The sequence below is a fragment of the Streptomyces viridochromogenes DSM 40736 genome (genome assembly GCF_000158955.1).
Lineage (GTDB): Bacteria > Actinomycetota > Actinomycetes > Streptomycetales > Streptomycetaceae > Streptomyces > Streptomyces venetus.
The window spans coordinates 600,467-616,827 of record NZ_GG657757.1; the positions used below are offsets into that span (position 1 = coordinate 600,467).

General features: G+C 71.7%; 15 protein-coding genes and 1 pseudogene. 7 read left to right on the top strand and 9 right to left on the bottom strand.

What is annotated here, in order from left to right; all coding sequences use genetic code 11:
* The 4 genes and pseudogenes from SSQG_RS02800 to hypE form a co-directional block, all read left to right on the top strand.
* Positions 1-921: pseudogene (locus tag SSQG_RS02800) on the top strand (carbamoyltransferase HypF); the annotation flags it as partial.
* Positions 922-924: 3 nt separating this feature from the next.
* Positions 925-1,206, top strand: coding sequence for a HypC/HybG/HupF family hydrogenase formation chaperone (locus SSQG_RS02805; protein WP_003988167.1), 282 nt, complete (start codon positions 925-927; stop codon positions 1,204-1,206).
* Positions 1,203-2,345, top strand: a complete 1,143-nt coding sequence (gene hypD, locus SSQG_RS02810) for a hydrogenase formation protein HypD (RefSeq protein WP_003988168.1) — start codon at positions 1,203-1,205, stop codon at positions 2,343-2,345. Before SSQG_RS02805 ends, hypD begins: the two co-directional genes overlap by 4 nt.
* Positions 2,338-3,408: a hydrogenase expression/formation protein HypE gene (gene hypE / locus SSQG_RS02815; RefSeq protein WP_003988169.1), complete on the top strand. Its 1,071-nt coding sequence runs from the start codon at positions 2,338-2,340 to the stop codon at positions 3,406-3,408. The genes hypD and hypE overlap by 8 nt, the downstream gene beginning before the upstream one ends.
* 50 nt (positions 3,409-3,458) lie before the next feature.
* On the opposite strand, the gene hypA is transcribed toward hypE, so the two are convergent.
* The 8 genes from hypA to SSQG_RS02855 form a co-directional block, all read right to left on the bottom strand.
* On the bottom strand, positions 3,459-3,815 hold the full coding sequence (hypA, locus tag SSQG_RS02820; RefSeq protein ID WP_003988170.1) for a hydrogenase maturation nickel metallochaperone HypA: 357 nt from the start codon (positions 3,813-3,815) through the stop codon (positions 3,459-3,461).
* A 7-nt stretch (positions 3,816-3,822) separates the two neighbouring features.
* Positions 3,823-4,017, bottom strand: coding sequence for a hypothetical protein (locus SSQG_RS41275; protein ID WP_003988171.1), 195 nt, complete (start codon positions 4,015-4,017; stop codon positions 3,823-3,825).
* 22 nt (positions 4,018-4,039) lie between these two features.
* Positions 4,040-4,246, bottom strand: a complete 207-nt coding sequence (locus SSQG_RS02830) for a hypothetical protein (RefSeq protein ID WP_003988172.1) — start codon at positions 4,244-4,246, stop codon at positions 4,040-4,042.
* Positions 4,247-4,288: 42 nt separating this feature from the next.
* Entirely contained in the window at positions 4,289-4,885 is a 597-nt protein-coding gene (locus SSQG_RS02835) for a DUF5947 family protein (RefSeq protein ID WP_003988173.1), read from the bottom strand.
* A complete protein-coding gene (locus tag SSQG_RS02840) occupies positions 4,882-5,424 on the bottom strand; it encodes a NifU family protein (RefSeq protein ID WP_003988174.1) in 543 nt (180 codons plus the stop codon). Before SSQG_RS02840 ends, SSQG_RS02835 begins: the two co-directional genes overlap by 4 nt.
* Positions 5,417-7,210 (bottom strand): nickel-dependent hydrogenase large subunit, encoded by a 1,794-nt coding sequence (locus SSQG_RS02845; protein ID WP_003988175.1) that lies wholly within the window; start codon positions 7,208-7,210, stop codon positions 5,417-5,419. Before SSQG_RS02845 ends, SSQG_RS02840 begins: the two co-directional genes overlap by 8 nt.
* 61 nt (positions 7,211-7,271) lie before the next feature.
* Entirely contained in the window at positions 7,272-8,363 is a 1,092-nt protein-coding gene (locus SSQG_RS02850) for a hydrogenase expression protein HypE (RefSeq protein ID WP_003988176.1), read from the bottom strand.
* 1 nt (position 8,364) lies between these two features.
* Entirely contained in the window at positions 8,365-9,951 is a 1,587-nt protein-coding gene (locus SSQG_RS02855; RefSeq protein WP_003988177.1) for a hypothetical protein, read from the bottom strand.
* Positions 9,952-10,110: 159 nt separating this feature from the next.
* Between SSQG_RS02855 and SSQG_RS02860 the strand changes: the two genes are divergently transcribed.
* From SSQG_RS02860 to SSQG_RS43620, 3 genes are all read left to right on the top strand, one after another.
* Positions 10,111-11,790 carry an NAD-dependent malic enzyme gene (locus SSQG_RS02860; protein ID WP_003988178.1) on the top strand — a complete coding sequence of 560 codons (1,680 nt, stop codon included), beginning with the start codon at positions 10,111-10,113 and terminating at the stop codon, positions 11,788-11,790.
* Positions 11,791-11,893: 103 nt separating this feature from the next.
* Positions 11,894-13,165: an alginate lyase family protein gene (locus tag SSQG_RS02865; RefSeq protein ID WP_039931823.1), complete on the top strand. Its 1,272-nt coding sequence runs from the start codon at positions 11,894-11,896 to the stop codon at positions 13,163-13,165.
* Positions 13,166-13,862: 697 nt separating this feature from the next.
* Positions 13,863-14,027, top strand: coding sequence for a hypothetical protein (locus SSQG_RS43620; RefSeq protein WP_338117240.1), 165 nt, complete (start codon positions 13,863-13,865; stop codon positions 14,025-14,027).
* A gap of 444 nt (positions 14,028-14,471) precedes the next feature.
* On the opposite strand, the gene SSQG_RS02870 is transcribed toward SSQG_RS43620, so the two are convergent.
* On the bottom strand, positions 14,472-16,361 hold the full coding sequence (locus SSQG_RS02870) for a glycoside hydrolase family 97 protein (RefSeq protein ID WP_003988181.1): 1,890 nt from the start codon (positions 16,359-16,361) through the stop codon (positions 14,472-14,474).

A 16,361-nucleotide genomic window follows, 5' to 3' on the forward strand; every position in this document is an offset into this window, starting at 1 on the left:
CCCGAGGTCGTCGCCGCCGACCGGCACCCGGGGTACCACTCGACGCGATGGGCCGCCCGGACGGCCGGACAGGTCCCCGTGCTGGTCCAGCACCACCACGCGCACATCGCCTCGGCGATGGCCGAACACGGCCTCGACGGCGCCGCACGCGTGATCGGCGTCGCCTTCGACGGCACGGGTTACGGCGACGACGGCACCGTCTGGGGCGGCGAGATCCTCCTCGCCGGCTACACCGGTTTCCGGCGCCTGGCCCACCTCGCCCCCGCCCCGCTGCCCGGCGCAGACGCGGGCGTCGCCAACCCGTGCCGGCTGGCCCTGGCGCGGCTGTGGGCGGCGGGCCTGCCGTGGGACCCGGACCTGCCCGCCGTCGCCGCTTGCGCACCCGATGAACTGACACTGCTCGAAGGGCAGTTGAAACGAGACGTGGCCTGCGCCCCGACCTCCAGCATGGGCCGGCTCTTCGACGCCGTGTCGTCCCTCGTGGGCGTGTGCCATCGCGCGGGGTACGAGGCGCAGGCCGCCCTGGAGCTGGAGGCCGCCGCCGCTTCGGCCTGGGAGGCCGGCACCTCGGCGTACGCCTTCGGCTTCGCCCGCGGCGTGTTCGACCCGGCGCCCGTGCTCGGCGCGCTCGTCGCCGACCTGCGGCGTGGCACCCCGGCCGCCGTGCTCGCCGCCCGCTTCCACCGCGCCGTGGCGCGGGCCGTCGCACAGGCCTGCCGGCGAACGCGCCAGAACACCGGCCTCGCCACCGTCGCGCTCAGCGGCGGGGTGTTCGCCAACGCGCTGCTGGAGGAGGAGTGCGCGCGGCTGCTGTCGGAGGACGGCTTCGCGGTGCTCCGCCACGGCGAAGTCCCGCCGAACGACGGCGGATTGGCCCTCGGCCAGCTGGTGGTCGCGGCGCACCTACGACAGGAGGAGTGACCCATGTGTTTGGCAGTGCCCGGCAAGGTCGTGGCCATCGAGGACGGCGCGGACCCGCTCACCGGGCTGATCGACTTCGGCGGAGTGCAGAAACAGGCGTGCCTGGAGTACGTGCCCGATGTGCGGGTGGGTGAGTACGTCATCGTGCACGTCGGCTTCGCGCTCCAGCGTCTCGACGAGGAGTCGGCCCTGGCCTCGCTGAAACTGTTCGAGGAACTGGGGCTGCTGGAGGAGGAGTTCGGGGACGCCTGGGAGCAGGCGGCGAAGGAGGCGGGAACGGCGTGAAGTACATCGACGAGTTCAACGACCCGGATCTGGCCCGGCGGCTGCTGGACGAGATCCGTGCCACCGCGACCCGGCCGTGGGCCCTGATGGAGGTGTGCGGCGGGCAGACGCACTCGATCATCCGGCACGGCATCGACCAACTGCTGCCCGAACAGGTGGAGTTGATCCACGGGCCCGGCTGCCCCGTCTGTGTCACGCCGCTGGAGGTCATCGACAAGGCGCTGGAGATCGCCTCGCGGCCCGAGGTGATCTTCTGCTCCTTCGGGGACATGCTGCGGGTGCCCGGCACCGGCCGTGACCTGTTCCGGGTCAAGGGCGAGGGCGGTGACGTGCGTGTGGTGTACTCGCCGCTGGACGCCCTGGAGCTGGCCCGCCGCCACCCGGACCGGGAGGTGGTGTTCTTCGCGATCGGCTTCGAGACCACGGCCCCGGCCAACGCCATGGCCGTGCACCAAGGGCGCCGCCTGGGGCTGAGCAACTTCAGCCTGCTCGTGTCGCATGTGCGGGTGCCCCCGGCGGTCGAGGCGATCATGACGGCGCCGGAGTGCCGGGTGCAGGGCTTCCTCGCCGCGGGGCACGTGTGCAGCGTGATGGGCACGGCGGAGTACCCGGAGCTGACCGAGCGGTTCAAGGTGCCGATGGTGGTGACCGGGTTCGAGCCGCTGGACATCCTGGAGGGCATCCGCCGGGCGGTCCGTCAGCTGGAGCGTGGCGAGCACCGGGTGGAGAACGCGTACCCGCGTGCCGTGCGCGAGGAGGGCAATCCGGCCGCCGTGCGCATGATCGAGGAGGTGTTCGAGGTCACCGACCGGGCCTGGCGCGGTATCGGGCGGATCCCGGCCAGTGGCTGGCGGCTGAGTGACGCCTTCCGCGCGTTCGACGCCGAGCACCGCTTCGACGTCACCGGGATCCGTACCGAGGAGCCGGCCGAGTGCCGCAGCGGCGAAGTGCTGCAGGGGCTGATCAAGCCGACCGAGTGCGCCGCGTTCGGCACCACCTGTACCCCGCGCACGCCGCTCGGCGCCACCATGGTGTCCAGCGAGGGTGCCTGTGCCGCGTACTACCTGTACCGCCGGATGAACGCCCCGACACCGCAGGCCGAAGGGGCCGCGCGGGAGGAGATGAACCCCGTTGCCTGAGCAACTCGCCGATGTGGTCGACCCGGCCGGCTGGACCTGCCCCGCCCCCCTGCGCGACCAGCCGGTCGTGGTGATGGGACACGGCGGTGGTGGCGCGCTGTCGGCCGAGCTGATCGAGCAGGTCTTCACGCCCGCCTACGGCAACCCCACCCTGGCCGCTCTCGCCGACTCCGCCGTCCTCGAACTGGGCGGCGCGCGGCTGGCGTTCTCCACCGACTCCTACGTCGTCCGGCCGCTGTTCTTCCCCGGCGGCAGCCTGGGCGACCTGGCGGTCAACGGGACCGTGAACGACCTGGCGATGAGCGGTGCGAGACCGGCGTACCTCTCCGCCGCCTTCGTGCTGGAGGAGGGCGTGGAGCTGACGGTCGTGGAACGGGTCGCGCGCGCCATGGGCGCGGCGGCCGAGGCCGCCGGGGTCACCGTCGCCACGGGCGACACCAAGGTGGTGGAGTCCGGGCACGGCGACGGTGTGTACGTCACCACCGCCGGTGTCGGGCTCGTCCCGGACGGGGTGGACATCCGGCCGCAGCGGGCCCGGCCCGGGGACGCCGTGATCGTCAGCGGGCCGATCGGCCTGCACGGGGTGGCGATCATGAGCGTGCGGGAGGGGCTGGAGTTCGGGGTCGAGGTCGCGAGTGACACCGCACCGCTGGCGGACCTGGTGGCGGCGATGCTGGCCGTCACTCCCGACATCCATGTGCTGCGCGACCCCACCCGGGGCGGTCTTGCGGCGTCCCTGAACGAGATCGCCCGGGCTTCCGGGACCGGCGTGCGGCTTCAGGAACGTGCCATCCCGGTTCCGGACGCGGTGGCGAACGCCTGCGGGTTCCTCGGGCTCGAGCCGCTGTACGTCGCCAACGAGGGGCGGCTGGTCGCCTTCGTGCCCCCCTCGGATGCGGAGCAGGTGCTGGCCGCGATGCGTGCTCATCCGCAGGGTGCCGGGGCCACGCTGATCGGCGAGTGCGTCGCCGAGCATCCCGGCATGGTGGTGGTCGCCACCGGTCTCGGCGGCACGCGGGTGGTGGATCTGCCGCTCGGCGAGCAGCTGCCGCGCATCTGCTGACCGGGCGTGCGAAGGGGGCCCCCCCGGCGTGCCGGCGGGGCCCCCTCGCGCTATGCCGGGGCCGGTGACGGCTCGATCCCGGCGATCTCCAGTTCCCGGCCGCTGCGCAGGTCGCTGGAGGGCTGGTCACAGCGCGGGCACCAGAAGAACGGGGGCATGCCCACCGGGAACTCCTCGGCGCACGGGCCGCACCAGGCCTGCGCGGGGACCTGCTCGACCACGAGCCGGGCCCCGGCGAGGGCGGTGCCGTCACGGGCCACCTCGAAGGCGAAGCCCAGGGCGTCGGGGACGACGCCCGCCAGCTCGCCGACCCGGACGGTCACGGCCGAGACCGCCTCGGTCCCGTCCGCCCGGGCCAGCTCGTCGGCCCGCTCGATGATCGCGGTCGCGATCGACAGCTCGTGCACGGGCTGCTCAGGGATAGCGGTGGCCCGCGCGGAAACCGCCGGCCATCCGCCAGATCCGCACCTCGCGCCTCAGGCTGGGCAGCTCCCAGGCCAGCAGCGCCAGGACCGCACCGCCCATCAGGGCGGCCTCGGCCATCAGCACCCGCTGTCCGCTCCTGCCCCGTCTGTGGGCGACGCGTCTGCGTACTCGTTGGACCTTCATTGCGGCGACTCCCTGCTCTCCGTCATCCCGGCGGGATGTTCGGCATGGCCTCCACGAGGGCGTCATGCCGCTTCCAGTGGATCCCCGTGGAGCGGCGCGCGTCGGCGGTGCCGTCCGCGTGGTGCCCCTTCTGCTCCTCGTACCGACCCCTGTTGCCCTGATGCATGCCGGTGACATGCCCGGGGGTGTCGGGCTTCGCCTGGGGGCGGCCCACTCTGATGCTGCCCATGGGGTGTTCTCCTTCCTCGCCTCCGACCTGCGGAGTACGTGCTCAAGACCGCTCGGTGAGGTCCTCGAAGAACCGCTCGACGGCCGGCCAGATCCGGCCGCCGCCGGACAGGCCGCGCCACTCCCGGCGGACGACGGCGATCATCCGGTAGCAGTCGTCGATCGGCGCGATCCAGTGGTGGTCGAGGCCGTGGACGGTGTTCACCAGCAGCGCCTCCACCTCGGGTTCCACGGTGGCGAGCTGCGGACACGTCCGCGCCAGCTCCTTCCAGGCCGCCGCGTCCACCTCCCACCGCATGGCGCCCGCGGGGCTCGGGCCCTGGGCGGTGACCGTGCCGTCCGCCCGGGGCACGAAGAAGACCAGGCCCACCGGTACGCCCAGCGCCGCCGTGTCGACGGCGGGCAGCCGGACCCGGCGCCGGGGCACGAGCCGGTACTGACCGGCCCCCGCCCCGGCTCCCGCGAACAGCACCGAGCAGGGGCCGCACACGCAGCGCACCTCGTCCTGCCCGGTGTCGTAGAGGTGGGCGTGTTCGTCGGCGACGGGCGCGGCGCACAGGTCGCACACCTCCGTCCGGGCCGCCGCGGTGCGGTCGGCCGAGGAGCGGATGAGGCGGGCCAGGGCCCCGTCGGTGGTCACCGTGCGCCCCGGTGCGTCAGCGTGGTCAGCGGTACGAACGCGGGAGCCGGCGTCGTCGGCAGTGGCTCCACCGCCGTCAGTTCCGGCGCCACGGCGAGGACGGCCTCGCGGACCGCGTCGGTGACCTGGGTGGCTCCGTCACCGCAGCCGGACCCGCACCCGCCGCCCGTCTTCAGGCGCACCCGGCCGACCTCCCCTTCCACTCCGGCCCACTCCACGTCCGCGCCCCGCTCCTGTACGGCGGGACGCAGACGTTCGACCGCGCGGGCCGCCCGGCGTTCGGCGGGCTCGGGGTGGATGTCGTGCAGCACCAGCAGGTGCCCCAGCAGCTCGTCCTCGGCGAGGCTGCCGGCCAGTTGCTCGCCGGCGTGGTCCAGGACGCGGGCCAGGGCCTCGCCGTAGACCTCGGTGAGCAGCCGTACCGCCTCCGTGGCGGGGCCGGGGACGGGCTCGAGCCCGTCCAGCACCTCGTCGAGCCGGGCGAGCCGGGCCTCGACGTCCGGGTCCGCCAGCCGTTCCGGGGCGGCGGCCTCAGCCATGGTTCGCCCCGTAGGTCGGCGAGTGCAGGGTGGTGAGCGTCTTGCCCTTGCCGACGTACATGTGCACACCGCACGGCAGACAGGGGTCGAAGCTGCGGACGGTGCGCATGATGTCGACGCCCTTGAAGTCGTCCGGCCCGTTCTCCTCGAAGATGGGCTGGCCCTGGACGGCGTCCTCGTACGGGCCCGGGGTGCCGTACATGTCGCGGGGGCTGGCGTTCCACGGGGTGGGCGGGTAGGGGTGGTAGTTGGCGATCTTCTTGTCCTTGATCACCAGGTGGTGGGAGAGGACACCGCGCACGGCCTCGTGGAAGCCGCAGCCGATCGCCTCGTCGGGCACCTCGTAGTTCTCGAACACCTTGGTCTCGCCCGCGCGCACGAGCCCCATGGCCTCCTCCAGGAACTGGAGGGCCATCGCGGCCGCGTAGGCGACGAAGTACGGCCTCGCGCGGTCGCGTTCGATGGTGTTGCTCCACTTCGGGATGCGCCACTCCAGGGTCGTCTCCGGGAGCGACTCGCCCTTGGGCAGGGAGATGCGCACGCTGTGCCCGGTGGACTTGACGTACGGGGTGTCGACGAGGCCGCTCAGGGCGGTCGACCACAGCCGGGCGAGCGGGCCGCCGCCGGTGTCGAGGGCGAGGTGGTCCCCGGTACGGGGGTCGAGCCAGCGGGGGCTCATCACCCAGCTGTACTTGTCGTCGAAGTCGCGCTTCTGCGGCACCGGGACGGTGGTCTGGTTCCACGGGTGCCGCATGTCGACGGGGTTGCCGAGCGGGTCGTGGGTGACGAACGGCTGCTCGTTGACCCAGTCCTCGTAGTAGGAGCTGCCCAGCAGGATGCGCAGGCCGAGGTTGATGTCGACGAGGTTGTTGGTGACGAGTTCGCCGTCGACGATGACGCCCGGGGTGACGTACATCTGCTTGCCCCAGGTGTTCATCGTCTCGTAGCGGTAGTCGACGGTCCTGGGGTCCTGGAAGGCGCCCCAGCAGCCCAGCAGGGTGCGGCGGCGGCCGACCTCCTCGTAGCCGGGCAGCGCCTCGTAGAAGAAGTCGAAGACGTCGTCGTTCATGGCGACGGCCTTCTTCACGAAGTCGATGACCCGCATGAGCCGGCTGAGGTAGTCGGTGAAGGCGGTCGGCTGCGGCATCGTGCCGACACCGCCCGGGTACAGCGTCGACGGGTGGACGTGCCGCCCCTCCATCAGGCAGAACATCTCGCGGGTGATGCGGCTGACCTTCAGGGCCTCCTTGTAGACCTCGCCCTCGAAGGGGTTGAAGGCCCGCATGATCTCGGCGATGGTGCGGTAGCCGTGGATCTCGCCGCGGGGTGCGTCGGTGCGCTCGGCGCGGGACAGGAGGCTGGGGTTGGTGGACTTGACCATCGCCTCGCAGAAGTCCACGAAGACCAGGTTGTCCTGGAAGATCGTGTGGTCGAAGATGTACTCCGCCGCTTCGCCGAGGTTGACGATGTAGTCGGCCAGCGGGGGCGGTTTGACGCCGTAGGCCATCTGCTGCGCGTAGTCGGAGCAGGTGGTGTGGTTGTCGCCGCAGATGCCGCAGATCCGGGACGTGATGAAGCCCGCGTCGCGCGGGTCCTTGCCCTTCATGAACACCGAGTAGCCGCGGAACAGCGACGAGGTGCTGTGGCATTCGACGACTTCCCGGTTGGCGAAGTCGATCTTCGTGTAGATGCCCAGGTTCCCGATGATCCGGGTGATCGGGTCCCAGGACATGTCCACGAGTTGTGGCGTCTTGCGCTCCGTGGGCCGGGCCTCGGTTGTGGTCATCTGCGGTACTGTCCCTCGCTGTCGGTGTTCGGTCGGTGGGTCGTGCGGTGCGTGCGGGACGTCATCGGGCCCGCCAGTGTGGGTCGTAGCCGCTGGTCAGCTTGCGCTTGTTGTGGCGCCACCTGGGCTCGTGGTTGACCAGCTCGTTGGTCATGCCGCGCAGGCGGCGGATGACCGCGCCGTAGGGCTTGATGGCCAGGGACGACAGGGTGCCGCCGGGGGGCTCGTCCATGAACGGCATGAACGCGTCGGGGAAACCGGGCATCGTGCAGCCGATGCAGATGCCGCCGACGTTCGGGCAGCCGCCGATGCCGGCCATCCAGCCGCGCTTGGGCACGTTGCAGTTCACGACCGGGCCCCAACAGCCCGTCTTGACCAGGCACTTGGGCGAGTTGTAGTCCTTCGCGAAGCTGGCCTGCTCGTAGTAGGAGCCGCGGTCGCAGCCTTCGTGGACCGTCTTCCCGAACAGCCACTGCGGGCGCAGCATGTGGTCCAGCGGGGGCGGGGGCGCGGAACCGGCCGCGTGGTAGAGGACCCAGACCAGGGTCTCCATGAAGTTCTCGGGCTGGATCGGGCAGCCGGGCACGTTGACGACGGGCAGCCCGCCCTGGGAGGTGTAGTCCCAGCCCAGGTAGTCGGCGAGGCCCATGCAGCCGGTCGGGTTGCCGGACATGGCGTGGATGCCGCCGAAGGTGGCGCAGGTGCCTGCGGCCACCACCGCCCAGGCCTTGGGGGCCAGTTGGTCGATCCACCAGTTCAGGGTCTGCGGCTCGCCGGTCTCGGGGTCGTTGCCGAACGACGTCCAGTAGCCGTCGCCCTCGATGATGTTCTGGTTCGGGATCGAGCCCTCGATGACGAGGATGAACGGCTCCAGGTCGCCGCGTGCGGCCGCCCGGTAGGGGGCGAGGAAGTCCTCGCCGCCCAGGCTCGGGGAGAGCACCTTGTTGACAAGGTTCACCTTCGGCAGGCCCGGGATCAGGCCGAGCACCAGGTCCTCGATGGAGGGCTGGTCGGCTGCGGTCAGGGAGACGGTGTCCCCGTCGCAGCTCATGCCTTCGGAGATCCAGAGGATCGTGATCTCGTCGAAGCCCTGTCGCTCCTCTGCGCGACTGGGTTCCTTGCTGACCTCGGCGGTACTGCTGTTCGTTGTCATGTCACTCGGCCTCCGCTGCGGGGGTATCGGAGTCGGTCGTGTGCCGCGCCTCCTCGGCTGCGGCGGGAGCCGGTGCCGACGGCTCGTCCGGGTCTCCGGCGGGCTCGAGCGGTTCGAGCTCGTCGGGCCGGAAGTAGTGGAAGCGGCCGTACCAGGTGTGCAGTTCGGCTGCGGGGTCGTCGTCCAGGGTGACGGCGAGGTGCACGCTGCCGTCCACGTCGTGGAAGACGGCGGCGACCCGGGCGGTGCGGCCGGACAGGAACATGTCCTGGGCGTCGGCGCCCCGGCCTCGGGGGCGGAGCCTGACGCGGCTGCCGCCGCCGAGGGGCACGCCGTCGACGAGCACCGTGTCGGTGGCCGGGGACAGCCCGTCGTCGGCGCCCTCCTGCCACCAGGCGGCGCGTGGGTCGGCCGGCGGCGCCCCGGCCGGGGCTGCCGGGGCGACCGGTGCCAGCGACCGGACGGCGCCGTGCAGTCGTTCGAAGACCTCCTGCGGCATGGTGTCGACCCGGTCGAGGATCGCGGCAGCCCTCGGGTCGGTGGCCCGTGCCTCGCGTTTCTCCTCGTCGGTCAGCAGCATCGTGCGCAGTGTGAGGATCTCGTCGATCTCGGCGGCGTCGTGGAGGTCGCCCGGACTCTCGGGGGCCACCTGGGGGTGGTCGGGCAGGATGATCGGGGCGGACAGCACGACCCGCGCGTCGTCGTCGGCCTGCCCGCCGAGGACCGGGAAGGTGAACTCGTTCCGGCACGAGCGGGCGAGCGCACCCAGGGCGTCCGGCGGATCGATCAGCGAGACGAACTCCACCCCGTCGCCGCCGACCAGGGTGTGGGTGGCGATGAGGGCCCGGCGCAGTGCCTCGTCGCGCGAGGTCGTCGAGTCCGGTGCGGGACCGCTGTTCGTGGTGCGCACCCGCAGCCGGAAGAGGTCGTCCCGGAGTCGTTCGGCGGTGACGGTGGTGTCGGCCCGTACCTCGTCGCGGCGCCGGACGATCCGCCCCGCGCCCGCGGGCAGCGGCTCGACGTCCTCGCCTGCCGGCGCGCCCACGGGAACGGTGCGTCCGCCCTGGAGGAGCTCGTCGAGCGGGACGTCGACCTCGCCTTCACGGGGCAGGGCCTCGTCGAAGGTCAGATGCGTCGTGCCGTCGTCGGTGCGCAGCGACACGACGGCGTGGTGCCGGCCGTCCGGGCCGGTCTCCTCCACCTGTTTGTGCTGCATCTGGAGGTAGCGGACCCGCACCCGTACGGACGCGCCATCGGGGTGGCCGGTCCGCAGCAGGCACTCGGTCTGCTGGTACCAGGAGTCGGCGGAGCCGGACACGCCGGGGACGACAGGGCCGTCGGACTCCACCCAGTCCCGCGGGAACAGCACCCCGAACTGCCAACGGACACGGTTCTTGGCGGAGGACCGGCGGTAGGGGTAGAGGAGGTAGCCCTCGTAGAGGACGGCGTCGGCGACGGCGCTCACCTGCTCGAAGGCGTCCGGGGGCCGGTGCTGGGGCAGACCCGTGCCACCTCTCGGGGCGACGCGCTCCGCGCCGTCCCTCGGGGCAGCGCACGTCGTGCCGCCCTCGGCCAGTCCCTCCGCCATCGTGCCTCCTCGTCCGGGTGTGCACGCGCATCCCTTCCACCACGGTCACACCGCTCATCACCTGTCGCCTCCTTGGGCGCAGTGTCCTTGGGCCGTTCGGGTCTGACGCGAGGTGAAACGGGGCGCACGAACCGGCCGGTCGAGGGAAGACGTCACACCATGTACCAGCCGAAGACCCACCGCCCCCGGACGACCGACAGCCCCGCCGTCACGACCTTGGCCGACCCGCTGGTCAACAAGGGCACCGCCTTCAGTCGGCAGGAGCGCGAGGAGCTCGGACTCGACGGTCTGCTGCCGCCCGCCGTGGAGACGCTGGACGAGCAGGCCGCCCGCGCCTACGAGGCGTTCCACGGCTACGACAAGCCCCTGAACCGGCACATCTACCTGCGCCAGTTGCAGGACACGAACGAGGTGCTGTTCTACCGTCTGGTCACCGAGCACCTGGAGGAGCTGCTGCCCGTCGTCTACACGCCGACGGTGGGTGAGGCGTGCCGGCGTTTCAGCGAGATCTACCGGCGGCCCCGCGGCCTGTTCCTGACGTGGGAGGACCGGCACCGTTTCCGGGACATCCTGCGCAACCGCCCGCACGGCCGGCAGGACGTGGACGTCATCGTCGTCACCGACGGGCAGCGCATCCTCGGCCTGGGCGACCAGGGCGTCGGCGGCATGGGCATCCCCATCGGCAAGCTCAGCCTCTACACGGCGATCGGCGGCATCCATCCCGCCCGCACCCTGCCGATCCTGCTGGACGTCGGCACCGACAACGAGGACCTGCTCGGCAATCCGCGCTATCTGGGCCGGCGTGACCGCAGGCTGACCGGTGCCGAATACGACGAGATGATCGAGGCCTTCGTGTCGGCGGTCGAGGCGGAACTGCCCGGAACGCTGCTCCAGTGGGAGGACTTCGCCACGGCCCACGCCCATCCGATCCTGGCGCGCTACCGGGACCGGCTGCTCACGTTCAACGACGACATCCAGGGCACCGCGGCCGTCGCGCTCGGCGCCCTGTCCACCGCGGCGGACGTGGCCGGAACCCCGCTGACCGAACAGCGCCTGGTCATCCTGGGGGCGGGGTCGGCCGCCATCGGGGTCGCCGACATGATCCGGACGGCCATGATCGACGAAGGGCTGCCGGAGGACGAGGCCACGGCACGGTTCTGGATCCTGGACGTGGACGGCCTCCTGGTGCGCTCGCGCGATGAACTGACGCCGCAGCAGCGGATGTTCGCGCGGGACGACAGCGAGGTGTCCGACTGGGACGGCACCGGACTCGCCGAAGCGGTGCGCCGGGTCGAGCCGACGGCGCTGATCGGGCTGTCGACGGCCCACGGCGCGTTCACCGAGGAGATCGTGCGGCAGATGGCCGCCACCTGCGAACGGCCCGTGGTCTTCCCGCTCTCCAACCCCACCTCGCACTCCGAGGCCGATCCGGCGGACCTCACCCGCTGGACCGACGGCCGGGCGCTGATCGCCACCGGTTCGCCGTTCCCGCCGCTCACGGTGGACGGGCGCGAGGTGCCGGTCGCCCAGTCGAACAACGTGTACGTCTTCCCGGCCATGGGCCTCGCGGTGACCGCGAGCCGCGCGACCCGCGTCACCGACCGCATGCTGGTCGCCGCCGCCCGCGCCGTCGCACGCTGCGCGGTGCGCGCGGCGGACGGCGACGACATGCCCGTGCCGCTGCTGCCGCCCCTGAGCGGGATGCGCGAGTCCGCCCGCGAGATCGCCCTGGCCACGGCGCTCGCCGCCGTGGAGGACGGGGTCGCCCCGCAGCAGACGAAGGAGGAACTGCGCACGGCGATCGCGCAGGCGCAGTGGACACCGCGTTACGGCGAGTAGACAGGGCCGTCCCCGTGGGGCCCTTTTCGGCTCCCTCGAATCGTGCCATGCTCATGCCGCCACAAACCTGAACATTGTTCACTGACATGAACAGGAGTGGATCATGAGCGCAGGAGCACGATTAGGCGCCCTCGTACTGGCTCTCACGGCGCTCGTCACGGGAGCCGCACCGGTCGCCTCGGCTCGGACGGAGGCGCACCACCGGATCCCGGACACCGCCGTGCTGGACGGCACGCGTCTGCAACGAACGAAGATCCGCCTGGACCACGGCGATCCGCGACTCCGGCGGGCCGTCGGGACGTTGCGGACCCGCGCCGACAGATGGCTGGGCCAGGGGCCCTGGACCGTCGTCGACAAACCCAGGCCCGCTCCCGGCGGTGACGTCCACGACTACCTCAGCCAGGCGCCGTACTGGTGGCCCTCGAAGACACCGACCTCGGACAACCCGTGGGGCTGCCCCTACGTGCAACGCGACGGCGAGCGCAACCCCGAGGTCGACTCCGGCACCGACCGGCAGGACGTCGAGAAGACCTTCGACTCCGCGTACGACCTCTCTCTCGCGTGGTACTACACGGGCGAGAGGCGGTACGCCGAGAAGGCGGGGCAGGTCCTGCGCACCTGGTTCCTCGACCCGGCCACGAGGATGAACCCGAATCTGAACCACGCGCAGTTCATCCCGTGCAAGTACGACGGCCGCGCCATCGGCATCATCGACTTCTCCCAGTCGTACACCAGCGTCCTCGACGCGCTCGCGCTTCTGGAGACCGGCGCCCCGGGCTGGACCGCGAAGGACCGCACGGGCATGAAGAGGTGGAACACCGCCTTCCGCGACTGGCTCAGGACGAGCGACTTCGGCAAACAGGAGGCCGCGGCCACCAACAACCACGGCACCTTCTACGACCTGCTGCTCGCCGGACTCGCCTACGCGACCGGCGACAGGGAACTGGCCCGCCGCACGGTCCTCGACGCCCGGCACCAGCGCATCGCGCCGCAGATCGCGTCCGACGGCAGCCAGCCCCAGGAGCTGACCCGGACCAGGAGCTGGCACTATTCGGCCTTCACTCTGGTCGCCCACGCCCGGCTGGCGGCCATCGGCCGGCACGTCGGAGTGGACCTGTGGGCCTATCGAGGCCCTGAGGCCCAGAGTCTGTTCAAGGCGGTCGACTACCTCCTGCCCGCCGCCACGGGTGCCGCCGCCTGGCCGCATCCTGAGCTCGAGTTCGACCGGTACGCGGCGACCGATGTCGTCCACGCGGCCGCCGACGCCGGAGACGGGCGGGCGCGGAAGGCCGTGCCCTCGCTGGAGGAGCCACCGGGCGGCGACCTGTGGGTGCTGCGCCCGGCGGCGGAACAACTGGACTCCATCGCGGGCTGACCGGACCCGGCCGGTCAGCCCGTGGACAGGTCGATCGCCCGGTCGACATCCCGCGGCCGCAGCACGCGCAGGATTCCCTCCAGCAGGTAGTAGTCGGCGTACGGAAGGGAGATTCTCGATGCCGTCCTCGGCCGGGCGGTTGCGGGTGCAGCGGGCCACCACCGCCTCCGCCCGGGCCGAGTTCCTCGTCAGGCACGTCTCGGCCAGTGCGGTGAGCAGCCGCAGGGCCACATCGCGGTAGGCCTGTCGACCGGTCGCGGCGGACAGGTCGAGGAGCCCGCAGGCCATGATCGCCCCGGCCGACGCGTCCTTGATGTCGTGGGGCTGCTGCGGCGCGCGGTAGTCCCACACCGGGACGTGGTCCGGGGTCAGCGCCGCGACCGCGTAGTCCGCGAGTCTGCGGGCGGTGGCCAGGAATTCCCCATCGCCGGTCCGCCGGTACATGGTGGTGAACCCGTACAGTCCCCACGCCTGCCCGCGCGACCAGCACGACGTGGGGCTGTATCCCTGCACGGTGCCCGGGCCGAGCGGTGCGCCGCTCCCCGGGTCGAAGTCGTAGACGTGCGGGGTGGATCCGTCCGGGCGCGGGAAGACGCGCTGTGCGGTCCTCGCGTGCTGCACGGCGATGTCCAGGTACCTCTCGTCGCCGGTCTGAGCGGTCGCGAAGGCCAGCAGGTCGAGGTTCATCATCGTGTCGATGATGACCCGGCCGGCGTTCTTCGGGTCGTCCAGCGCTCCCCACGCCCTGATGAAGCGCCCGCGCGGGTTGTACCGCCGGCTCAGCGAGTCGGCCGCCCGCAGGGCGCCGGTCCGCCACGCCTCGTCACCCGTGAGCCGCCAGGCGGTGACCCAGGACGGGTAGAAGAGGAATCCGAGGTCGTGCGTGCCGGTGTCGGACTGACGAGGAGCCAGCTTCCGCGCCGAGGCCAGCGCCTGCGTGCGGAAGGCGTCGTCACCGCTGTGGAGCCAGGCCATCCACAACGTGCCCGGCCAGAACCCGCCGACCCAGCCGCCGTCCTGCGAGTAGACCCACTTCTCGAACTTCGTGCCCACGGGGAAGGCGGTCACGGCCGGCGCGACGGCGCCGATCTTCTCGACGGCGTAGTCGGCCGCCGCGCGGAGCTTGCTCAGGGCGGATGCCGGTGCCCGGCCGGAAACCGCGTACGCGACCGCGGCCGGGGTGGACGAGGCGCCTGTCGCCGCGGCGCCGGCCGCCGTGGCCAGCACAGTGCGCCGGGAAACACTCATGTCGGTCCTTTCCAGATGAGGGGATGAGGGGATGAGGGGATGAGGGGATGAGCGATCGTCAGCGATGACAGGTGGTGACGCCCGGGCGCCAGGGACAGGCGATCCCGGCGAAGCCGCCGCCCGCGACCACGTCCACGGTGAGGGTGTCGCCGCCCCGCAGTACCTTCCGGTTCCGCACGAGTCCGCCGGTGCCGTCCTCGATCGTCTCGACCAGCCACCGTCCCGAACCGATGGTCAGCGGGACCTCGGCCGTGCGGGCGGCGCCGGCGTACACCCCGCCCAGGAACCAGCGGTCACCGCTGCGGCGGGCGAGCACGGCTTCCTGCCCGGGCCGGCCGGCGAGCAGCCGGGTGTCGTCCCAGGCGGCCGGGAGCTGGTCGAGGAAGTCCCGGGCGAGCGGGCGGGCGTCGTACGACTCGGGGGTGCCGGCGAACATCTGCAGGCCCGACTCGTAGGCGACGGCGAGTCCGGCCTCGGCCGCGTCGGAGTTGGGGCGCAGTCCGACGCGCTGGAAGGCGCCGGGGGTGAAGTCCATGGAGCCGATGACGTTGCGGGTGAAGGGCAGGGTGGTGAGGTGGGCCGCGGTGTTGTTCCGCTTCTCCTCACCGGCGACGCCCTCGAGGGTCATGACATGGGGCCAGGTGCGCTGGATGCCCTTGGGGATCGTGGAGCCGTGGAAGTCGACCATGAGGTGGTGGGCGGCGGTGTCCGCGAGGACGGCGTCGTACCACTTCAGGGTCGGTTGCGCCTCGGAGTCCATGAAGTCGATCTTGACGCCCTTGACGCCCCACCGCTCCAGGGTGGGCAGCCACTGTGCGCGTTCCTCGGGTGTGTCGAGTTCCCGCTGGTGGATCCAGACGATGATGCCGACGCCCTTGGCGCGGGCGTACGCGGTGAGTTCGGGCATCCAGCTGTCGGTCTGCCAGTCCGGGTCGGTGGTGTCCCACGCGTCGGTCTTGAAGTACCAGCCCGCGTCGACGGCCTCGTAGGGCCAGTTCCGCTCGGCGGCGTAGTCGACGTACGCCTTCTGCGCGGCGAGGCTCTGGCCGGCCGGGCGGCCGCCGGCGAGCCAGGTCCACAGCACGGTGCCGGGCTTGATCCAGGACGTGTCGGCGACCTTGGAGGCCGGCGCCAGGTCGTCGGTGAAAGTCGAGCGGGTGACGGTGGCCAGGTCGCCGGTGACCATGGCCCGCCAGGGGGTGGTGAGGGGCCCGTCGGTCTTCACCCGGGCGTCGGCCAGTTTGACGCGGTAGGTGCCGCTGCCGTTGTCGTGGGCGAGCCGGGCGCCGGAGTAGGTGCCGGTGAGGTCGGACTCGGCGAGCAGGGTGTATCCGCCGGCCGTCTCGAACAGGGCCTGGTCCGAATACTCGCCGGTGGGGGCCGTGGCGGCGGTGTACTCGGTGAACTGGCCCTCGTTGTCGGCCCGGTAGGTGCCCAACCAGGCGCGTGCGTCCGGCGGCAGGTTGAACGCGGAGGTCTCGCCGAGCACGTCACCGTGCCCGGCGGGCAGCACGTAACGGTAGGCGACTCCGTCGGCGGAGGCCCGGACGAGCAGATCGAGCCGGGCGCCGGCGGGGGTGGCGAACGACAGCCGGGTCTCGTGCATGCGGACCCGTCTGTCCAGTCGTTTGCCGGACTTGGTGCGGTACCGCTCCTCGACCGTCCGGTTCTTGCGGTGCAGGAAGCGTAATTCCCGGCTGGTGTCGGCCTGTTCGGTGACGATGCCGACGGGTGACGGCTCGATGACCGTACGGCCGTCACGGGTCACCGACAGGTTCAGCGTGCCGGTGCTGTCGTCCAGGGTGATCCGCGCGCGGGGCGCGTGTGCACCGGCGGACACCGTCCAGGCGTGCTCCTGCTTCTCCGCTCGGGCGGGGGCGGTGGTGAGGAGTGTGGCCGCCAGTCCGGCGCACAGCGCGGCGACCGCGCTTCTGATCGGAAAAGCCAT

What these genes read in the sequence shown, in the direction of transcription:
- SSQG_RS02840 (WP_003988174.1), bottom strand. Translation starts at nt 5,424, where the DNA reads ATGGCTGAGGCCGCCGCCCCGGAACGGCTGGCGGACCCGGACGTCGAG.
- SSQG_RS02865 (WP_039931823.1), top strand. Translation starts at nt 11,894, where the DNA reads ATGAGCGCAGGAGCACGATTAGGCGCCCTCGTACTGGCTCTCACGGCG.
- SSQG_RS02845 (WP_003988175.1), bottom strand. Translation starts at nt 7,210, where the DNA reads ATGACCACAACCGAGGCCCGGCCCACGGAGCGCAAGACGCCACAACTC.
- SSQG_RS02830 (WP_003988172.1), bottom strand. Translation starts at nt 4,246, where the DNA reads ATGGGCAGCATCAGAGTGGGCCGCCCCCAGGCGAAGCCCGACACCCCC.
- SSQG_RS02805 (WP_003988167.1), top strand. Translation starts at nt 925, where the DNA reads ATGTGTTTGGCAGTGCCCGGCAAGGTCGTGGCCATCGAGGACGGCGCG.
- SSQG_RS02850 (WP_003988176.1), bottom strand. Translation starts at nt 8,363, where the DNA reads ATGACAACGAACAGCAGTACCGCCGAGGTCAGCAAGGAACCCAGTCGC.
- SSQG_RS02855 (WP_003988177.1), bottom strand. Translation starts at nt 9,951, where the DNA reads ATGGCGGAGGGACTGGCCGAGGGCGGCACGACGTGCGCTGCCCCGAGG.
- SSQG_RS41275 (WP_003988171.1), bottom strand. Translation starts at nt 4,017, where the DNA reads ATGAAGGTCCAACGAGTACGCAGACGCGTCGCCCACAGACGGGGCAGG.
- SSQG_RS02870 (WP_003988181.1), bottom strand. Translation starts at nt 16,361, where the DNA reads ATGGCTTTTCCGATCAGAAGCGCGGTCGCCGCGCTGTGCGCCGGACTG.
- SSQG_RS02860 (WP_003988178.1), top strand. Translation starts at nt 10,111, where the DNA reads ATGTACCAGCCGAAGACCCACCGCCCCCGGACGACCGACAGCCCCGCC.
- SSQG_RS43620 (WP_338117240.1), top strand. Translation starts at nt 13,863, where the DNA reads ATGATGACCCGGCCGGCGTTCTTCGGGTCGTCCAGCGCTCCCCACGCC.